Annotated in this window: 18 protein-coding genes; 7 read left to right on the forward strand and 11 right to left on the reverse strand. The window is 39.5% G+C overall.

The genetic code is table 11. The annotated features are described in order from the left end of the window. Window positions 1–11: 11 nt before the first annotated feature. The gene (locus F946_RS08870) at window positions 12–1022 is read right to left on the reverse strand and encodes a hypothetical protein (protein ID WP_004981346.1); all 1011 of its coding nucleotides are present in this window, start codon (window positions 1020–1022) and stop codon (window positions 12–14) included. Beyond that, entirely contained in the window at window positions 1019–2437 is a 1419-nt protein-coding gene (locus F946_RS08875) for an AAA family ATPase (RefSeq protein WP_004981348.1), read from the reverse strand. The genes F946_RS08870 and F946_RS08875 overlap by 4 nt, the downstream gene beginning before the upstream one ends. A gap of 352 nt (window positions 2438–2789) precedes the next feature. Here F946_RS08875 and F946_RS08880 point away from each other — a divergent pair, with 352 nt between their 5' ends. Together F946_RS08880 and F946_RS08885 are read left to right on the forward strand one after the other, a co-directional pair. Next, the gene (locus F946_RS08880) at window positions 2790–3263 is read left to right on the forward strand and encodes a hypothetical protein (protein ID WP_004981350.1); all 474 of its coding nucleotides are present in this window, start codon (window positions 2790–2792) and stop codon (window positions 3261–3263) included. Window positions 3264–3487: 224 nt separating this feature from the next. Next, complete coding sequence (locus F946_RS08885) at window positions 3488–4066, forward strand: DJ-1/PfpI family protein (protein ID WP_004981352.1); 579 nt, start codon at window positions 3488–3490, stop codon at window positions 4064–4066. A 115-nt stretch (window positions 4067–4181) separates the two neighbouring features. Here F946_RS08885 and F946_RS08890 read toward each other — a convergent pair whose 3' ends face one another. The 5 genes from F946_RS08890 to sbmA form a co-directional block, all read right to left on the reverse strand. Next, window positions 4182–4781, reverse strand: a complete 600-nt coding sequence (locus F946_RS08890) for a hypothetical protein (protein WP_004981354.1) — start codon at window positions 4779–4781, stop codon at window positions 4182–4184. A 147-nt stretch (window positions 4782–4928) separates the two neighbouring features. Then, window positions 4929–5447 carry a hypothetical protein gene (locus F946_RS08895; RefSeq protein WP_004981356.1) on the reverse strand — a complete coding sequence of 173 codons (519 nt, stop codon included), beginning with the start codon at window positions 5445–5447 and terminating at the stop codon, window positions 4929–4931. Between the two features lie 110 nt (window positions 5448–5557). After that, window positions 5558–6421 (reverse strand): hypothetical protein, encoded by an 864-nt coding sequence (locus F946_RS08900; protein WP_004981358.1) that lies wholly within the window; start codon window positions 6419–6421, stop codon window positions 5558–5560. A 59-nt stretch (window positions 6422–6480) separates the two neighbouring features. Beyond that, on the reverse strand, window positions 6481–7533 hold the full coding sequence (locus F946_RS08905; RefSeq protein WP_004981361.1) for a hypothetical protein: 1053 nt from the start codon (window positions 7531–7533) through the stop codon (window positions 6481–6483). A 143-nt stretch (window positions 7534–7676) separates the two neighbouring features. Next, window positions 7677–8873, reverse strand: coding sequence for a peptide antibiotic transporter SbmA (gene sbmA, locus F946_RS08910; RefSeq protein WP_004981363.1), 1197 nt, complete (start codon window positions 8871–8873; stop codon window positions 7677–7679). 449 nt (window positions 8874–9322) lie between these two features. Between sbmA and F946_RS08915 the strand changes: the two genes are divergently transcribed. Next, entirely contained in the window at window positions 9323–9517 is a 195-nt protein-coding gene (locus tag F946_RS08915; RefSeq protein WP_004694700.1) for a hypothetical protein, read from the forward strand. A gap of 457 nt (window positions 9518–9974) precedes the next feature. Here F946_RS08915 and F946_RS08920 read toward each other — a convergent pair whose 3' ends face one another. Both F946_RS08920 and F946_RS08925 read right to left on the reverse strand, forming a co-directional pair. Further along, window positions 9975–10760, reverse strand: coding sequence for a 3-hydroxybutyrate dehydrogenase (locus F946_RS08920; protein ID WP_004981366.1), 786 nt, complete (start codon window positions 10758–10760; stop codon window positions 9975–9977). 37 nt (window positions 10761–10797) lie between these two features. Further along, window positions 10798–12222, reverse strand: a complete 1425-nt coding sequence (locus F946_RS08925; RefSeq protein WP_004981369.1) for a GntP family permease — start codon at window positions 12220–12222, stop codon at window positions 10798–10800. A 575-nt stretch (window positions 12223–12797) separates the two neighbouring features. Here F946_RS08925 and F946_RS08930 point away from each other — a divergent pair. From F946_RS08930 to F946_RS08945, 4 genes are all read left to right on the forward strand, one after another. Then, entirely contained in the window at window positions 12798–13679 is an 882-nt protein-coding gene (locus F946_RS08930; RefSeq protein WP_004694708.1) for a LysR family transcriptional regulator, read from the forward strand. A 237-nt stretch (window positions 13680–13916) separates the two neighbouring features. Beyond that, entirely contained in the window at window positions 13917–14621 is a 705-nt protein-coding gene (locus F946_RS08935) for a CoA transferase subunit A (protein WP_004981373.1), read from the forward strand. Between the two features lie 2 nt (window positions 14622–14623). Next, complete coding sequence (locus F946_RS08940; protein ID WP_004981375.1) at window positions 14624–15271, forward strand: CoA transferase subunit B; 648 nt, start codon at window positions 14624–14626, stop codon at window positions 15269–15271. A gap of 254 nt (window positions 15272–15525) precedes the next feature. After that, complete coding sequence (locus F946_RS08945) at window positions 15526–15912, forward strand: carboxymuconolactone decarboxylase family protein (protein WP_004981378.1); 387 nt, start codon at window positions 15526–15528, stop codon at window positions 15910–15912. 102 nt (window positions 15913–16014) lie between these two features. On the opposite strand, the gene F946_RS08950 is transcribed toward F946_RS08945, so the two are convergent. Both F946_RS08950 and F946_RS08955 read right to left on the reverse strand, forming a co-directional pair. Continuing rightward, entirely contained in the window at window positions 16015–18132 is a 2118-nt protein-coding gene (locus F946_RS08950; protein WP_035326652.1) for a TonB-dependent receptor, read from the reverse strand. Window positions 18133–18226: 94 nt separating this feature from the next. Beyond that, entirely contained in the window at window positions 18227–20650 is a 2424-nt protein-coding gene (locus F946_RS08955; RefSeq protein WP_004981381.1) for a glucose/quinate/shikimate family membrane-bound PQQ-dependent dehydrogenase, read from the reverse strand. Window positions 20651–21079: the final 429 nt, after the last annotated feature.

Below are 21079 nucleotides of genomic sequence, written 5' to 3' on the forward strand. Positions count from 1 at the left end.
GAAAACCCGCTTTAGAGCGGGTTTTCTTTTGAAATGACAAATGAACATTCATTTCTTTGCATTTGGTTTAAAGAAATGTCATTAAAATATTTTTGATAATCCACTTGAGTTCTACTTTTACAATTAAAAGTCATGAATCTTTCTGTACTAGATGGACCCAATGCATCTACCATACCAGCACCGAATTCAAGATAATGATAAGTTGTTCTGAGTATTCGATCATGAAAAATATTAGAAAATTGCCTATCGTCTCTCATAATAATTTTTAGTTCTGAAAAACATTCATAAAATTTTGAGTTAGTTGAAAGAATATCCTTTAACAATTGCGTTATATTTTCTTGAGTCACATCCTTATTACTAGACACAATCAAAAAATTAGTAATATGCAAATTTTGATCAGATAAATATTTAAATATTTTTTTTAAAGCAGTCGTTCCTATTGCAGGATCATATGCAGAGGAAAAATCATTTTTGAATAAATATCTATCAACAATGGTTAATTCCTTTGTATATTTAAAAATATTTTTTAATCTTTTAAAAACTTGCTGATTGTTCTCTCTATAATCAATTTGCTTGATAGAGTGAATTTTTGATAACTCAAAATTCTTAGAACGTTTAATAAATTGATAATCTAATAATTCACAACCTTCATCAATTTCAGAAATATCGAGGTTTTCTTTAATCAATTGATAGTTTTCCGAACTTACTAATATCGTTTCAGCATGCTCAAAAACTTCTAATAATCTTGGTAAATCATTATTACTTAAAGAAAAGTCGGAAACAATATCCTTATTGATAATATATTTTGGAAAATATGTTAGTGCTGTTGTCCATCTTTTTTGATACTTTATGGGAAAATCTTGCTGTATTTTTTTTGTCAACTCTAAGATTTGAGCAGTACTAGGAAATAATAAAATACCAAAACGCTCCCAATCTTCAATTAAGGAATCACTGACTAAAAGGTTTTCCTTAAACTTTGTACAATTAAAAATTTCCTTATCAAAAATAAATGGTGTAATCACAGCTTATTATCCTCTAAAGGATTTCCACCAAAAATTTCATCAAGTCTCTCTTCAAAGAATCCATTTGGCCAACCTACTGTAAAATCACCATCTTCATCTAAAGGGATAGAAATTGTCCTCACACCATCTTCCGTAGGATCAACATAAATAATAGATATATCATTAGGACGAAGTACTTTATGTCTAATTAGCCTTTGAAATCTTAAAAGTAATGCTTCGCTATGAGTTTCAATAATCCACTGATTAGCTTTTGATGAATTAATATCTTTTGCAAAAAAGTTAGCTAAATCTGCTTGTAATTTTGGATGTAAATGTATTTCAGGTTGTTCTATACAAATCGTACTTTTTCTTTTTACTAACCCTTCTAAAATAATTGGTAAAACTTGACCAATACCAAATCCAACATCAACTAAAGTCGTTTTTAGTCCTGTCGCTCTATCTACGAGTAATATTGAAACTGTATCACCTATTACTTCATTATTTGTTCTAAATATTTCAATATCATATTTAATATTAAAGCTTTCTAAGACTTTATTAACATCTCTAACATATTTATCATCTCTAGCTAAAAAAGATAAAAAGTTTTCTCCTTTTTGCCCTACTGTCGATGTTAATACATCATCTAGCTGATATACCCGCTTAGGATGGGGTCTTAACGGACCTATATATGAAATTCTATTCAGCGTATCATATAAAGATCTATCTTTTTTTCTCAAATCTGATGATAGGGCTTCTGTAAAACTATTTAAATAAAAACTTTCAATTTTTTGCTCCATTGAATCGCCTTCTTTAGTGTTTACAGAGTCTCTAAATAAATATGGCAAAGCAAAAATCTTTTTAGACAGATTTAGTTTTTTAATAAATTTATATATATTCTCATTATTAACAGAATTTTTTAAATCTTCATTTTCAAATGTTCTATAAAAATATTTTACTGATTCATTATTTTTAGCATAAAAATTTAATAACTCCTTATCAAAATCCACAGTAAATTGTTGCAATCCAACCTGATTTTCAGAGTGTTTAGGTAATAGAGACCATTTTTTTAAATCATTCTTCCTTTCACATATAGTTATACCATTAACATACGAAAAACTTTTTTCGGCCAAATATTTAAACCCATACTCAAATGCAAAATAATCATCTTCATTAGATATCTCAAATTTTATACTTTTTTTGACATCATGATTATTAACAACCGAGGCATAACTACCTAATTCAAAAAAGCTATTATTTGATCTTAAACCATTTATATGAGTATTTTTTAAAACACTTTCCTTGAGCACAATTAATGATTGAATTATTGATGATTTTCCTGATGAGTTTGGTCCATATATTAATGTTATTGGAGCAAATTTGAAGCTGTTTTTTTCAGAGAATACTTTAAAATTTTCAATAGAATAATTAGTAATCATAAATCATGTATAAAAATTAAAATTTTAAATTATTATATATTACATTCAGCAACTTAGATATACACTTCTTATCAAAAATACAATCTTTTTTAATAATATCTTCCAACACCAAACTCGAAGACTTAGACTGAATTCAATCATCAAAATTATTATTTATAAGTAGTTTCTAAATCTCCTTTTAAATAGGGTGACTTTGTCACGTGATTAGTTTGATATGTGTACCCTTCCTTTGACAAAGGAGAGGGCTAGGGAGAGGATTTTACATTAAGTAATTTTTAATTTCCAAGATCCACTACACTAACCACATTCTATTTTTAAAAATTAACCACTTGCAAAAAATCAAAGGACAAAAATGAAAATAACCATTCTCACACTTTCTACCCTTGTCTTTCTCAGCACCACTACCTTTGCAGAAACCAAACCCAATGTTCCTACCAAAGAAGCTAGCCAAATTTTTAAAGCAGCAGGCTTTTCAACAACAAAACATGGCTGGGAGGGTAGCTGCGACACAGGTGAAATCACCACATATAAAGACCTCAATGGTGACGGCCTAAAAGACGCAGTCCTTTCAGACTACAGCACCATGTGCTATGGCAACACAGGTGTCGGCTACCATATCGTTGCTCAGCAAAAAACTGGAAATTGGAAACTCATTTTTGAAAACATGGGCATCCCTACTTTTCTAAAAACCAAAGGAAAAGACGGCTGGCCAGATATTGAAAATGGTGGCCCTGGAATTTGTTTTGCTGTTTACCACTGGAATGGTCAAAAATATGATGTCAGCCGTTATGAATATAACGGCAAAGCCTGCACATTGGACTATTAACACCTCAGCATAGTAAATTTCATATCAATGAATATATAAACTGATTGATTTATCATGCTTTTCTATACAGTTAAAGTGCCTCAATTACTTGGGGCTTTTTTATAAAAAATGAATTCAGTTATACGACTAAAGAGCACTGAATGACTTAAAAACGACATCGTAACTGTGCTAATTTAGATCAAAAGTGAACATAAATATGCACAAACAATAAAGAGGGTTTAAAGATGTCAAAACAAATTTTAATGCTCGTCGGTGACTATGCCGAGGACTATGAAACTATGGTGCCTTTTCAGTTTTTAACAGGTCTCGGTTATACCGTACACGCCGTCTGCCCCGATAAAAATGAAGGTGAAAGCATCGCCACAGCCATTCATGACTTTGAAGGCGAGCAAACCTATAGTGAAAAACGTGGTCATAACTTTGCCATCAACTACAACTTTGAAGCGGTACACACTGCGGACTATGTCGGTTTAGTGATTCCCGGTGGTCGTGCGCCCGAATATTTACGTATGAATGAACGTATCCTTGAAATCGTACGTGAGTTTGATACTGCGAAAAAACCAATTGCATCTGTTTGTCATGGTGCTCAAATTCTTGCGGCAGCCGATGTACTCGAAGGCCGTACTTGTTCAGCCTACCCTGCATGCGCAGCCGAGGTGAAACTAGCAGGTGGAACTTATGCGGACATTGAAGTGACGGAAGCTGTAACCGATGGGCACTTGATCACAGCGCCGGCTTGGCCTGCCCACCCTGCTTGGATGGCGCAGTTTATTAAAGCTTTAGGGGCGACTGTAACGATTTAATTGTGTTGTTCCTCAAGTGAATCTTTTATAACATGGTCTATCAGCCTTTAGATTCAAAAATAAAAAAGCTCCTTCGATTTAAGGAGCTTTTTTAATCGCTGTTCTTTTTAAAGTACTACAAACCTTCGAGTTGGGCATCACATCCCGCCCATTCATTTACATAATTTAAAGATCTAAGTGGTTTTAGTTCAATCCTTTCACCAGTGGGCATGATTTCATTGATTGCCAAAGAACATTGCATTCCGCCAGCGTTATCCAATAACTCATAATTTTTATTTGTCGCAAACTTATAAACGGCATCAACACTACAACCACGCAACTCCACACCATTGTGGTAACTCTTATATGCACTAATTGCTAAAAAGCGTTCAGCAGGTACTCTAAACTCGGCAAAATTAATTTTAGCTGGCGGAAAAGGCATGTCTAATAATTTTTGTTTGTACTTAATCTGACTGCTTTGCATTCGTTCTTTAAATGATCCCATACTTTCGACTTCGGGTAACATTTGGAAGTTTGGCTGCATTGATGTCATGCATCCATTTGGGTATAAACGTACTCCAAAGTTATTTTTATTTTCAATCCGAAGCTTTGCTGTATGCTCAGCATTAGAGTCTTGATATAACTTAAGACCCAACATTTTTTTTGATTGATTCACCATTCCTGCGCTACAACCAGCTAATCCCAAGACTAAAAAGCCAATCACTATTTTTTTCATCTACTTGTAAAAATCAATTAAAAATTTGCATCAAATACTAGCAAATATAATAGGTTGCACAACCTGTAATTCTTATTTAGAAATGATATTTTGATCATCTGGATATAAAAACCTCTCAAAAGAGAGGCTTTTATGATTTAAATACAACTACCTCGTCACGCCCAACTTATTCCAAATTTCTGGGGTTAAAAAAGTCGTAACCAATTTATTCAAATCCACATAGCGCAGTACGCCTTGCAACTGCCCTTTCACTTCAGGGTTCTTTAAAATTTCCTCACCCGTAATCTGTCCAAGTTCCTGAAAACTATCTCCAACCGCTTGTAAGCCTTCAGCTTGAATCACTGCTTTGGTCTGTGCTGAACATTGCTCTACCAAAATGCGTTGTAAGACTTGTGCGAGATTTTTATCTAGCTGTGTCCGCTGTGCATCGGTGACATTGCTATACACCTTCAGATCTGGATGTGCGGCCAGTGCCGCAAACGTCCACTGCAACACAGTGGTTTTATCTGTTACTGTCGTTGACTTCACCAAACAATTACTCAATTGGTCTACTGTAGTACTGGCCGTGGCAACTTGAACTGAACCACACAAGGCTGCCGCCAAAAGGACATGACGAAAAATAGCAGAAGACCGACCACGTAAAATGCTTAAAACAGGCTGTGACATAAACTCAACTCCAATCAACAATTGCATTCTTTGTATCACAAAGCCCGTCTATCAGCCTGTTATGGAACTGTAAAATTACCATGTAGTTGGAGAAAATTAAATCGCCCAATTCAAGCGATTTCCCTATCTAACTCAGCAGTTTCAAATGCAATGAGCTGTGGGTGTATGGTCGGACAGCCATTCCAAAACCAATAAAAATAACCTTTGGGATCAAGCAAAGTATGCATCTGAATCGTAGACTGATTACTTTCGCCCTTCCAACACGCTAAAGCAGCATTACGGTTATTATGTAAATCGATAAATTCAGGAGCGACTTGCTTCGGCATTTCAGGAATGTAAAGTGCGTCACCATGTTCTACCCACAAATCAGCCAAGTAAATTTTTCGGTCTTTTGGAAAATATCGTCCTGCTGAAATTACTAAAGGTAGTTTATTTGGATCGGTCGAAGCAAATACATGCGGAAAGTCATGATGCTCTAGGTCTGTGACGACAAAGGGATATAAGGTTTTTGCATCTAGATTGATTTGAGTTGGGTCATAAGGAAAAAAATGACCCGCCAACATGCCATATTGATATTCAATTTGAGACAACTTTTTCCGTGTAGCCTGTACCTCTATCGCCTGTCCAGCTTTCACCAAAGTCATACCAAATGCAGCAGCTGTTTCAGGCGTGGCTTTGAGTGGCATAAACTCAAAAGAGTCTCCTGCGAACGCTAATTGGGTCTGCTCTCCCCAATGGGTTTGGACCGTCGCAATTTCTTTAGGTACATCATAGACATGTCCCATACTCATATGGGCGTTGGTTGAGGATACTTGAATCAACTCAATAGCATCTGATACTTCGGCTAAATACTCAGGCATTCCGTCATTGTTGTAAAAATAAGGCTGAGCTGAAATATCAACGTCTATTTCTTGCACGGTCTGATCCAGCAAAGGCGCAGTAAAATATGTGGCTGGTGTTTGGACATTACTCATGATGTTATTCCTTTGATTGAGGTGCTCACATGAAGTTGGGTCGCAAACAGTCGAAAATCTTACTTCATTTGCTTGAGCATATTTTTAGCACCTGTGTGGTTATGGTTTTTGGCTAAGTTCTGCAAAACATATTTTGCCTGCCCTTTAGGGTTGGAAAAACGACTGCTATAACTTGGAATACCCGTTAAACAACGTGCAACTAATATGCCCGATTCGGTATAGACATTTGAGGCATCCGACCCCGGCAAACGACCATAGTTATATGCGCGTTGTGCACTGTTACAGGCAGCGACTTGGTTGCGTCCACTGTTAATATCACGGCGTGCAGACACATACAGTTTGGCCTGTTGCTGCTGCGGTGTTTCTACAGCTTTGGCGGCTTTAGGTGGTACTTCTACTTTGTTTTCTTTTTTAAGCTCTACTTCTTTTTTGCTTTCTTCCTCTTTCTTCACCTCTGCCTTGATCACAGGTGCCTTCGTCACCGCTTTTTTGCTTGGCGTAATAGGGGTCATACTCCGTGGTGCTGGCTCAGTCAGTACTTTGCTTTGTAGATTAACCACACGAGTATCATTTGAGTTAGGCAGTTTGCGTTCAGACAATGCCTCAATACTCACCAACCACTGTTCACCATTATTGAGTTGGCAACGAAAAGTACCCGTTCCCTGTTTTAAACTGTTATAGGTGCGAAGTAACTTTTTCGCCCACGGATCTTTCACTAAGCTGAAACTACTTTTTTGTGTCTGACTAAAACGGCCGCCATGTGCTTGGCAATACTGACTAAACATGCTCCGTGGGTATAACGCCTCGATATCTTTTTCATTTTTTACGCCTACCGTGTGATACACGTATTCTTTGCTGTTTTTATCGCTATCATTAATTTTTCGTTCTACGATTAGTTCTTGTGGTGATGCAATATTTTTAAAAGGTGCTTGTGCTATATTTCCCAGACTGGTACAGCCCTGCAATACACTCCCCAAAACTCCAAATACACATAAAATTTTATAATTCACTACGACTTTACTCTTAAACACCCGCATAAAAACATTAGCGGAAAGCTCATAAAATAACAAACTTAAATAACTGTTTTTATTATTTATTTTAGTTTGACGCACACATCATTCTGCTTTGTTTTATGATAACCTCAACAACATTACATAAATTTAATTTGAACCACACAACAAAAGTTACAGACAAAACGATGCTTGAGCACATAAAAAACCTGCCGTTAAAGGCAGGTTAAATACATCAAAAATATTTAGTCATCCAAAGTCGCTTCAAAAGCTTTCAGACGCTTATAAATCGAGAGCAGTTCGATAATAGTTGGCCATGATGCAATCAAATACTGAAATGACTCTCGGACTTTGCCAAAAACATTTGCGATTTGCATCATCAAACCTAAGGTGATCGCACCCGCGGCAATACTTGGAAATAAAACAAATAAACCATAAATATTGTCAAGTTGCATATACCAAATACGCACTAAGTTAAAATAAGCATAGTGGAAATATAGGCGGAAATAGTTAAGACGTACTTTGCTAAACAGCTCTTTTAAACTCACTGGATCAGCACGTTCAGCATGATCTTCGCCATACACCAACTCTTTTCGATATGCTGCTTCGACTTTTTGATTATTAAACTCTAAACCTGGTAATTTAGCACCAACGACCATCAGCACAACTGTACCAAACACAGCCCAACCTACTGCCGCCCAAACCAATGCATGCGGAATTTCACCTACCACAGGCAAAGCTTTGACATGCATAGATAAGCTAAATAACACAGGTAAAAATGCAATGAGAGTCATTAACGCTTCAACCAAGTTCACCCCCAAACTTTCAGTGGTTTTGGCAAAGCGCATGGTGTCTTCTTGAATACGCTGTGATGCCCCCTCAATGTGTCGTAGTTTTTCCCAATGCTCAGTGTAATATTCATTCATTGCAGTACGCCAACGGAACACATAATGGCTGACGAAAAATAAATTTAGCACCATTAAAGTCACGGCCACCATTGCCACATACAAAAAGGTCAGGACACCTGTATAAAGGGTGTTGACGTCTCCGCCCCCATTACTCAACATTTCTTGGATTAAGTCATAAAAAGGGTTATACCAAGCATTTACAACGACACTGACCTGTACACCAAACCAAATGTTAAACAAGATGAATGCTGATCCCCATACCGACCAACGCTGCCATTTATTGTCAGAAAAAAAACGCCAAAATAAGGCAAACAAGCAGGTCGAAACAAAGAACCACAAATAAAACCATAAAAAAGCGGGCGACCAAAAACGGCTTACTCCAATGACTAAATCAGCTTCAGCATAACCTGCAGGAAAGCCAATCCAACTACCCCATCCACTGCCACCCGAATACCATAAAGAAAGATTGACAATAAACCACACAATCAATGAGATAAAAAACCATCTAGGGTTTGGGAAAAATGACTTAAACATGAACGATATATATCCCTTTTATATTTCAGGTATGCAATCCGTGCATACTAATCCTTATTTCTTAATTTAGTAAAATCGCATTACAGCAAGTTTGTACACTTTACTTATCCTTATTTGGTTATACGTTATTTGATTTGTATGCCCCTTCACAAGAGCTCAGGACATTATTTTCCGACTTGATCAGTCACATCACAATCAAAATAAATTATTTCAATAACTTATGAAAATAGGAAAGGACTTGGCCCCAGATTTAAAATAATATTTTATTGCTTATAACTTTTGGGTTTCAAACTGAAAAATTGCTTAGGATTTAAAGCGAGTGCAATGACGGTATTTCTCTGACAACCATACGATTACTTGTTGATTTTATGTATAAAAGAATGAAGTTTGCACATTTTAAAATGACTTCATGCTACTATCTTTTCATTAAAAACTATTGGATCTATGACATGGAAACCCTAGTACTTGAACTGATCAAACCACTCACACTGACAAAAGAAGACTTTCCACCCATTAACTTTGAAGAAGGCACTGTGCTCAAAGTTCTCATGAAAACACCTACAGGTTACTTGGTAACGGCGGACTCTCGTTTTAATTTTACGGTGTCTTTTGATGATGAAAATCAAGTATGGCAGAAGCTGTAATTTGCAATGCTCTTTAATAAAAGAATAATCCATTCAATAAGATAAAAATAAAATCCATCTTTTTTTATTGATTTAAAACTGATTATTTTTATTAAAATTTAATTTTTTATACCGAATCAGCAAATGAATACCGTACTGAGAGTTTTCTGTACCTATTGATTTTGTGATTTCTAGGGCTCATTTGTAGCATCGTTATGCATTCATTTTCTCCTTAATCTATTGATTTAATTACTCTACACTAAGTCTTTCATCCTTAGTATTTAAAACATTGAACTATAAATCAGAAAAAGAGAAAGGATTTGAAAATCTTCAGTCTATAAATCTATATTTACCGACTCATTCATCAAGCTCACCACTTATTTAAACCTAGGTCTTTCTGCAAAATCTATCGCTATAAAAAAAGCCCCAGATACGAACATCCAAGGCTTCTCAATTTTTAAATCTATGCTGAGCTAAGTTATTGCGCGGTATAACCACCATCCATCACCACGGCTTGACCAGTTATACCGCCCGCCTTATCACTGGCAAGGAAGATTGCATAATCCGCAATTTCTTCTACACTGAGTAAGCGTTTTTGCGGCACCATCGCCAAAATCACATCTTCTAATGCACTTTGCTCACTGACATTTCGGGTTTTAGCCAAGTCATGAATTTGACCACGTACCAACGGCGTATCGACATAGCCCGGACACAGAGCATTCACGGTGATGCCATCGCGCGCGCACTCTAAAGCCGCAACTTTGGTCAAACCAATTACACCATGCTTAGCACTGTTATAGCCGGCCTTGCCAGCAAAACCGATCAGACCGTTAATCGAAGCCATATTAATCACGCGACCAAACTGCTGCGCTTTCATGATTGGAAATACGTACTTAATGCCAATGAACGACCCCACCAACATGACATTAATCAGCTTTTGATAGACTGCAGTTGGAAAGTCTTCAATCACTGCAACATGCTGAAAACCCGCATTATTGATGAGGATGTCCAACCGCCCATAGGTTTTCTGAGTCAGTTCAATTGCTGTTTTATATGCCTCTTCATTGGTCACATCGCAAGGCGCAGACAATGCTTCAAAGCCTTGCTTTTGAAGTGCCGCCACCGTTTCAGCACACTTCTCTGCATTCATATCAGAAATGACAACTTTTGCACCTTCACTGGCAAATTTCTTTGCAATTTCATGTCCAATACCACTGGCTGAACCGGTAATAAATGCAACTTTATCTTTTAACAGTTGACTCATGATGTACTCCGTTGTCTTCTTTTTTCATTCCAAAGTCTTAAACAATACCAAACCAAGTAAAGGCAGCAATGGCAACAAATACCGCGATGGTTTTAATAATCGTGATGGCAAAAATATCTTTATAAGATTGTTTATGGGTTAAACCTGTGACCGCAAGTAAGGTAATCACGGCGCCGTTATGCGGTAAGGTATCCATACCACCAGATGCCATCGCAACAATACGGTGCATCACTTCAGGTGGAATACCCATGGCTAAAATCGCAGCATTGTACTGATCCGCCATCGCACTTAAAGCGATACTCATACCGCCAGAGGCTGAACCAGTCACACCCGCTAAGACTGTCGTGGTAACCGCACCATTGACCAGTGGATTGGTAAAAGTATTGCCCAATGCATGGCTAATAATCGCAAAGCCCGGTAAGGCCGCAATAATCGCACCAAAACCATATTCAGATGCGGTATTCATCACGGCAAGTAAAGACCCGCCAATACTGGCATTGACACCATCTTTGAAGCCCGTATAGACACGACGGAAGTCAAATGAAATTGCCGCGATAATGCCCACAATTAAGGCTAAACCCACGGCCCAAATGGCAGAGGTTTTCGCAACATCGACGGTGTAAGCTGCAAGTCCAATGGCATTGAAATCAAAACCGTTTGGATACCATTCTTTAATTGCAGTGGATAAATACTTATTGGTCACGGCAACTAAAATGAGGGGTACAAAAGCCAACCATTGACGTGCGGTAGTACCATTCGAGGTTGTATCTAAGTTTTGCTTCAGTTGTTGTTGCTCAGCTTCTGTCAGCTCAATGCCTGTGGCATAACCATCGCCATTTCGAGCAGCTACACGGCGACGCCATTCCAAATAGCTCAAACCTGTAGCAAGAACAAATACCGCACCAATCAAACCAAGAAACGGCGCTGCATAAATATCTGTACCAAAAAAGGTCGTCGGAATAACGTTTTGAATCTGCGGGGTTCCCGGCAAGGCATCCATGGTAAAGGTAAATGCACCAAGGGCAATGGTTCCCGGAATCAAACGCTTTGGAATGTTGGCTTGTCTAAAAAGTTGATTTGCAAATGGATAAACTGCAAAGACCACCACAAAGAGACTGACACCGCTATAGGTTAAAATCGCCCCTAAAAGCACAACGGTTAACATTGCATTTTTAGAGCCAATCAGGTTCACAATGGTTTTGGCAATGGATTCTGCAATCCCTGACATTTCAACCACTTTACCGAAGATGGCACCGAGTAAAAACACCAAGAAATAATCTTTAATGAACCCAACCATTTTGGGCATAAATACGCCTGAATAAAAAGGCAAAACGTTAGCAGGGTTAATCAGTAAAACTGCCAACAGGGCACAAATCGGTGCCATAAGAATTACAGAAAAACCTCTGTAGGCTGTATACATCAGTAGCCCAAGAGACAATAAAATTACACCCAAATCCCACATATTTTTTACTCCATCCTTAAAGAAAATATGTCTTGATGTGCTGTGATATTAATGGCGAATGATGTCAAATCTAGTTGAGTCACAGTGCAATCAGCCTGTGCGGAAAGACCGAATACGCATTCATAGACCGTCTATTTTCCCTCATGACGAGATGTCTATTTGCACTCTGATCTATGTACTATATTTATCCATCAGAGCATTAATATTTCAGCTTATGGGTCAGACTATAATGCATATAAACCCACGCATTGTTTAAAAATAATCATTGAGTAAGAAGAAAAATTGATTAATATCCAAGCCCTAGCAAGACTGATAAAACTAATTGCATCAAGTTAAAGGTAAAATTTCAAAATCGCACGAAATGACCAATTTTTATATTTTTCATTCAGTTAAAACATATTTTTACAGACTATCATGCTCTTCGACTTATACTGCTTTGACGACTTGATAAAAATGCACCCACTTCCATCACTTGATCTGTTTTGACCGTCTGTTGTATTTTTCATGTAAACCATTTGAGAACAGCACGTTTATTTTCTTTCAACATCGTGTTGCATCATTGCTCAGGGAAGCTCATGACACTCAAACAATTAAAAGCCTTTTTGGTCCTTGCACGTACGCTTAATTATGCCAATGCAGCCAATGAACTGTGTCTGAGCCAATCCGCTCTTAGCTTAAGCATTAAAACATTAGAAGAAGAACTGGGTGGAAAACTGTTTAAACGCAACACGCGCCGAGTAGAAATCACCACTGAAGGTCAGTCCCTCATTCCCTATGCCAAAAAACTCTTGGCCAACTGGGAGGATATGGAAAAAGATGTCAAACAGCGCTTTAAACTCAACCGTGGCACTTTAAATATTGCCTCAATGCCCTTTGCCACTCATGCGGTACTCCCCGAAGTGATGCATGATTTTGCACAGCAGCACCCCAACATCAGTTTTTCAATCCATGACATCACCAATGAAAAAATCATTGAAAAAGTTCAAGAAGGCATTTTTGAGATTGGCATTTGTTTTGAACCCAAGGCCAATGACCAACTGATTTTTCAGCCTATATTCAATGAAGACTTTTTAGCTCTCTTGCCCAAACACCACGTCTTAGCCAAACAAAAAAGCGTGACATGGCTTGAACTCTGCTCTTGTCCATTTGTGACCTTACAAAACCCCTCGATTATTCGCCATGTGATTGAGGAACATTGTGCTGCGCTTCAAGTGGTGTTGGACTTGAAAGTCGAATGCCACCAAATCAGTTCGCTTTCACATTTTGTTGCCTACGGTATGGGCGTGAGTGCTATTCCACGACACTTCCAAAAATTCATCGATCTTGAAAAAAATGTGTTGGTTGAAATTGAGGACAACCAAGCGCAACTCGCGGTGGGCATTATTTATAAAAAAGATTATGAACTGTCTAACATGTCGTCTCAATTTATTGAAACCACACTTTGGCATCATTTCTAAGCTAAGCTCTCCCCCCTTCTCTGGGCGAAACTGAAGCTAAACCTTGATAGCTCAGAATAAGCCGTATGATTATTTGCATGGCTTTACCACATGCTTTGACTCTTCTTTTATTTATTTTTCTTCGTAAATATTCTACATTAATGAGTTTTTCTTATTATACGTTAGAAAGATTCAATTTCTAAAAAGTACAGCGCAATGCTAAAAAAATAACAAGCAAGGAAGATCAGGAAATAAAACATGAATAAAGTCGTCGCAAATGCAGCCGAAGCATTAGCTGATGTAGTTGCCAATAATCAAACGGTTGCCGTGGGTGGTTTTGGCCTCTGTGGTATTCCAGAAGCATTAATTGATGCCTTAAAAGATACAGGTGTCACAGGTTTAACCTGTATTTCGAATAATGCAGGTGTGGATGGCTTCGGTTTAGGTAAATTATTAGAAACCAAACAAATTAAAAAAATGATTGCCTCTTATGTCGGTGAAAATAAAGAGTTTGAGCGACAGTATCTCAATGGCGAACTTGAAGTTGAGCTTACTCCACAAGGTACACTCGCAGAAAAACTACGTTCAGGTGGCGCAGGTATTCCTGCATTTTTCACCCAAACAGGTGTAGGCACCCTCATTGCCGAAGGTAAAGAAGTCCGCGACTTTAATGGTCGTCCGCATATTTTAGAAATGTCCCTTACTGCGGACATTGCTTTAGTGAAAGCCTACAAAGCCGATAAAGCAGGGAACTTAGTGTTCCGTAAAACAGCTCGTAACTTTAACCCTGACTGTGCCATGGCAGGCAAATTCACCATTGCCGAAGTTGAACAGGTGGTTGAAATTGGTGAAATCGATCCAGATGACATCCATTTACCGGGTATCTACATCAACCGTGTGGTACTGAACGCCACCCCAAAAAAGCAGATCGAACAACTGACCATTAAAGCAGAGGAAGCTTAATCATGGCTTGGACACGTAATGAAATGGCGCAGCGTGCTGCCCTTGAACTCGAAGATGGTTTTTATGTCAACTTAGGTATTGGCTTGCCGACTTTAGTGGCCAATTATCTGCCAGAAGGGATCAATGTTTGGTTACAGTCAGAAAATGGCTTGCTCGGTATTGATGAATTTCCAACCCGTGATGCCGTCGATGCAGACTTGATTAATGCAGGAAAACAAACCGTCACCGCACGTAAAGGAGCTGCATTTTTCTCAAGCTCAGAATCTTTTGCCATGATTCGGGGTGGTCATGTCAATATTGCTATTTTAGGCGCAATGGAAGTCTCTGAAACAGGCGACTTGGCAAACTGGATGATTCCGGGTAAAAAAGTCAAAGGCATGGGCGGTGCAATGGACTTGGTCTCTGGTGTACAAAAAGTTGTGGTTCTGATGGAACACTGCGCCAAAGATGGCACGCCAAAAATCGTGCCCCAATGTACCCTACCACTCACGGGTAAAGCTGTCGTCAGCCGTATCATTACTGACTTAGGCGTGATGGATATCACTGCTGAAGGTATAAAACTGGTTGAACTGGCACGCGATGTGAACCTAGAACAAATCCAAAAAATGACTGGATTAGAACTCATCATCAATGACTTTAAAGCCGCTTAGTACAAAACGACATCATTCAAAGCAGCTTCGGCTGCTTTCTTATTGGGCTCAATCAAAAAGATTTTCAGTTAGAAAGAGACTTCTTTATAGCCTTTGAATCAAGCATAAAAACCATCATCAGCTTGATTAAGAGTATCTTTATACTCCCGAATTTAGCGAATGATGACTCCCGCGCACATCTTTTCAACCCAAATACCTGATGAAAAACCAAACCGCTCGGCTACTATATTTGCACTCCACATTCAGAGGTTTCCATGTCACAACAAGATTATGAAAATGGTTTAAAAGTTCGCACAGAAGTCATGGGCGAATCTTTTGTTAAACGTGCTCAGGACAATACTGTACCTTTCACCCAACCTTTGCAGGACTGGATTAATGAACATGCTTGGGGCTCAACATGGCAACGTGAAGGTGTCTTACCACGTAAATATCGCTCGTTAATTACCATTGCATTTTTGACGGCACAAAAAAGTCCAACTGAGCTGAAAGGTCACGTTCGTGGTGCGTTGAATAACGGTGCAACGGTTGAAGAAATTCAAGAAGTCCTTTTACACAGTTTGCCTTATTGCGGCGCACCTGCGACTCAAGAGGCTTTCCGTGCTGCGCTGGAAGTGATTCAGGAATATCAAAGCAACTCATAAATAGATTGAGCACCCATACAAAAGCGTCTTTTGCAGTCGTATGGCGCGATTCATTTGGTTTGGCTATGCAGCAGCACTATTTGCCTAGCCAAACCATTTCCATTAAAAGGCTTTGGTCACACTCATGCCAACGTTAAAGTTTCGACCATCGGCAGGTTCAAAGAAGCGACTATTGCCGTCATTCACAATCACTGAGCCAACATAGTTACGGTCAAACAGGTTATCAACTCGGGCATAGCTGTTTACTTTCCAGTCACGATTTACCCATAAATAGCCGACATTTGCAGCCACGACGGTATAACTTGGCGCAGTATCTGAGTTGATATCATCGACATAAATTTTATCCATATAACGTGCTTCTAAGCCTGCTTGGAAGCCCTGTTCAGGTTGCCATGCAATACGGGTAAACACTTGGTTTTTGGCAATTCCGGGAATCTTATTTCCTTTATCAATAGCTTTTGCATAAAGTTTTTTTGAATCCTTTAGTTCTGCTGTATAACTATCAAATTCAGCATCAATATAACTAAAGCTCGATTGTATGTTGAGTTCTTTCCAAATCGTTTGTTGCCATGAAAGCTCTAACCCTTGTCGCGTGGTTTGATCTGCATTACGAAAAGTCGCACGACCATCACGTGTTCCCGCTGTCACTATATCGTTTTCTGTATCTGTTTGGAAAACAGCAAAAGTGAAGAACCCAAATGGATTCTGCGACTTTAAACCTAGCTCGTAATTATCACTACTAGCAGGTTTTAAAGTGAAATTCATGCCTGATTTCGAAGGATCAGTGTTATAAGCCATTTCAGTAAAGGTTGGGGTTTCAAAGCCTTTGCCATAACTGGCATAGGCATAAAGTTCAGGTAAAATTTCCCAGCCTAACGCCACGGACGGCAATAATTTTTGATAATCCGTTGAACCACTGTCATCACCATTGCCAGCTACAATGTAATGATCATCGGACTCATAATGCACATTGCTATAGCGTAAGCCTGTATCAAGATGCCACGTAGGTAAGAACTGCCATGAGGCCTGCACATATGGATCTAAATTCCACAGGGTATTATTTTCATTACGGCGTAATGCACCTTTTACACCAAAGTTACTTTCATTATCATAATTTTTATAGCCTTTCCGGTCTTCAACCATCCGGTCTAAAGCCACACCGGCAACTAAAGTTGTATTCGGTAAAACCTCTTTCCCCGTCCAACGGAAGTCTGCACCATAATAATCCCGATCAAAATCAATCACGCCACCTGCATGGCGATCATTCTCTTGAAACTCTTTTGGAATCGACTGATATTGTACAACTTGTCGGTTGCCCAAATAGAACATGCTATACAACTCTTGCTGGTCATTCAGTGGTTTAGTCCACGTCAGTCCTGTTTGGGTTTGTTCAATTTCTTTACGCACATTATAAGTATTGGTACGGTCATTCACTTGTTTCGGATTAGCTTTCCACTGCTCACGACTGAGACCTTGTGGGTCGTCGGCATCAATATCGACTCGGTTCATCACCCAGTTGATTTTACTGCCATCCTCTAAGTTCCACGTCAGTTTGGCATTATTCAATACTTTTTGTGCTGCACTATGATCTCGAAAACCATCGGTATCAAAATAAGAGGAACTAATCACATAAGCGGGTTGATTGGCCTGTTCGGCCCCCCCTTGTAATTGGATATTGGCTTGTTGCTTATGATGGCTGCCTGCATTGAGTCCCACTTGGATTGAGTCTTTGCCTTGCCCTTCTTTGGTCTCAGCCAAGATGGTTCCCCCTGATGAGTTACCATATAAAGATGAAAATGGCCCTGTCAGTACTTCGATGTGATCTAAACTATTGAGGTCAATATTGGAACTTTGCCCTTGACCATCAGGCATGGTCGCAGGAATACCATCCACATACATCCGAATGCCACGCACGCCAAAAGTTGAACGAGCGCCAAAGCCACGCATCGAAATCTGTAAGTCTTGCGCATAGTTTTCGCGGTTATTAATTTGTAAGCCTGCAACCCCTTGTAAAACTTCAGATAGGTTCACATTGGCATTGTTTTGTACTGTAGCTGCTTGGACTTTTTGAATGGATGCAGAAGTCGATAACAACTCGCTATCGGTATGTACCGCTTGGACGGTGATGACAGGAAGTTGATATTCTGTCGTTTCTGCATAAGCATGCATAGATTGTAAAATAACCGCAGTCAATAAGGCTTGTTTAAAAGGCGCAGGCATCAAATAAGTTAATCGCACAATATTTCCTTGCTTGTTATTAGCATAAAAATGGGAAGCCTATCATCTCGACAGGCTTCCGATACAATAAAACGTTTTAATCGGCTAAGCTATACGCAACCACATAATCACCATGATCAGGTGACTGACGTGCCCCACCTGCGGAAATGACTACATATTGCTTGCCTGTTTTTGGAGAAATGTAGCTCATCGGTGTACCTTGGCTACCTACGGGTAAACGCGCTTTCCACAACTCTTCACCATTAGATGAATTGAAGGCGCGCAAGTAGAAGTCTTGTGTTGCAGCAAAAAACACTAAACCACCTTGAGTCGCCATTGGACCACCAATGGTTGGCATACCAATCGGCGCTTTTAAGCCCATTTTAATACCCATTGGACCAGTATCTTCAACCGTACCTAAAGGCACCTGCCAAGCCACTTGACGGGTTTTCATATCAATCGCTGTCATAGTTCCGAAAGGTGGTTTTTGACATGGAATGCCCAATACCGACATAAAGCGGTTTTTATTCACTTTATACGGTGTACCTTTCATTGGCACTGCACCCATACCTGTGTTGACCTTCTCTCCGCCACTGGCTTCAAGTTTTAAGTCTTCAGGCGTTTGTTTAATCAGCTGAATCCACAGACCTAGGCGCATGTCGTTGACAAACATATAACGATGCGTTGGGTCAAATGCGATACTGCCCCAGTTCATCCCACCCAGCGACCCCGGAAAACTTAAAGATATATCAGAACCCGGTGCTGTAAAGAGACCGTCATAACGCATCGATTTAAAGTTAATGCGACACATCAACTGGTCAAATGGCGTTGCACCCCACATGTCCGATTCAGTCAAAGTTTGATTGCCAATTTGTGGCATTTCAACTGAACGTGGTTGGGTTGCACTGTATTGCTCATCAGGAATATCTGCAGCTTTTACAGGCTGTTCAATGACTTTGGTTAAAGGCTTGCCTGTCACACGGTCGAGTACAAAGAACTGCCCTGACTTGGTGCCAATGACAACAGCAGGTTTGGTTTGCCCATTTTGCATTGGAAAATCGACCAAGCTTGGCTGCATGGGTAAATCGAAGTCCCAGAGGTCATTGTGAACAGTTTGATAAACCCACTTCTCTTGACCTGTGGTTGCATCTAAAGCCAAAACAGAAGAATTATACTTATGATCGACAGGTTGACGGTTCCCACCCCAGACATCAACCGACGAACTTCCCATCGGTAAGAACACCGTGTTCATTTGCGGGTCGTAGGACATTGCCGCCCAAGAGTTTGCCGAGCTACGTTTATAGATTTCACCCGGTTTCAGGACATAATTTGGATTTGGGTTACGTGGATCAAAAGCCCAGCGTAGCTGCCCAGTAATCACATCATAAGCACGAATCACGCCACCTGGCATATCCGCTGCAAAGTTATCAGCAATACGACTCCCGACAATGATGCTAGTTCCCGCAATGGTTGGCGCCGAAGTCACTTCAAAACGAGGTGCTTGCGTGCCCGCACCTAAACCTTCCAGTAAGTTCACCGTTCCATCGACACCAAAGTCTTTACAGCGTTCGCCTGTATCGGCATTGACTGCAATTAAACGACCATCAGGTGTATTGGTATAAACACGACGTGGACATGCGGTATTGTTTGCCACCGCTGTCACCGCACTTGCACCTGCTAAAGTCGGTTGTACCAAGACTTGGGTCGAGTCAAAGTAACCCACACCACGGCAACGCTCCCAAGCATCGGCTTTAGAGTTCACTTCAGCCTTCCAGACTTGTTTACCTGTATCTGCATCTAAAGCAATGATGTTGTTATGCGGTGTACATAAAAAGACTTTATCACCGACCTGTAAAGGCGTGAGCTGGTCTTCTGCGCCATTACCCGTACCTGTAGTCATATCGCCTGTTTGAAAGCGCCATGCTTCCTTTAACTTAGATACATTATTGCGGTTGATCTGATCCAACGCAGCAAAACGACTTCCACCAGCATCATTACCATAGTGCGACCAATTCACTTGTTGGGTTTGAGCTGTTACAGGCACTAGGGGTAGCTCTTCACCACTGGCTTTCACCGTTGGATGTGGAATAAACATGCCATACAAACCACCGAGCATACCTAATACCGTCAAACCACCTAAGGCATAAGCGGGTGCCGAAGGCGAAATTTGAAATTGGTACTTACGAATAGCAGGTAAGGTAAAACAGAGTGCGGCAAATAAACCCGCCGGAAACATTAACCGTGAATGAAGTGCCCAAAAGTCCCAACCTGCATCAAACAGTGCCCAAACCACAGTTCCAAGAAAAACCAGTGCAAAAATCCAGACACCCAATGCTTTTTTTCTAAAAATAAATATTGCGGAAATGGTGGTCAATAAACCTGCAATGAGGAAGTACCATGAACCACCTAGACTAATCAGTTTTCCACCACCGATTAAATAAAATAAGCCAGTCAGCAATAAAGCTAAGCCTAATATAAAGCACCATATTTTAAATATGGGTTGAGATTGCGCTTCGGACATACTTTTTACTCCAAATGCTGTGTTTTAAATGATCTCGCCTACTTTGTTTTGAGCATCATTCACACCACATCCAAACTTTGAGCATCCACAATTAACTTGCTTCAACAATGAAAAAAGAGTGTTTAGGGGCCGTTGATATTTCATAAATGGCTTGCGTTGTAGGCTAAAATTGAGCAGGCAAGGCATGGAACGATGACAATAGTGGGACTATTTTCAAGTTTCATAACGATGTCTGTGAAGATTTTAGCCACAACCTTTTAGGACTAGAGTATTTTTTGATGCTACGTTGTTGCGAACCACTTATTTAGAATGACTAAATTGCGTATTTCGCGCCTAGTATCATCTAAAAAATACTCGTTGTCGCAAGCATAGATGAAGTGTCAACAGCCCCTGGCTCAGCAACAGTATTGCTTACATTTTAAACACTCT

Source organism: Acinetobacter johnsonii ANC 3681, assembly GCF_000368805.1.
GTDB lineage: Bacteria > Pseudomonadota > Gammaproteobacteria > Pseudomonadales > Moraxellaceae > Acinetobacter > Acinetobacter johnsonii.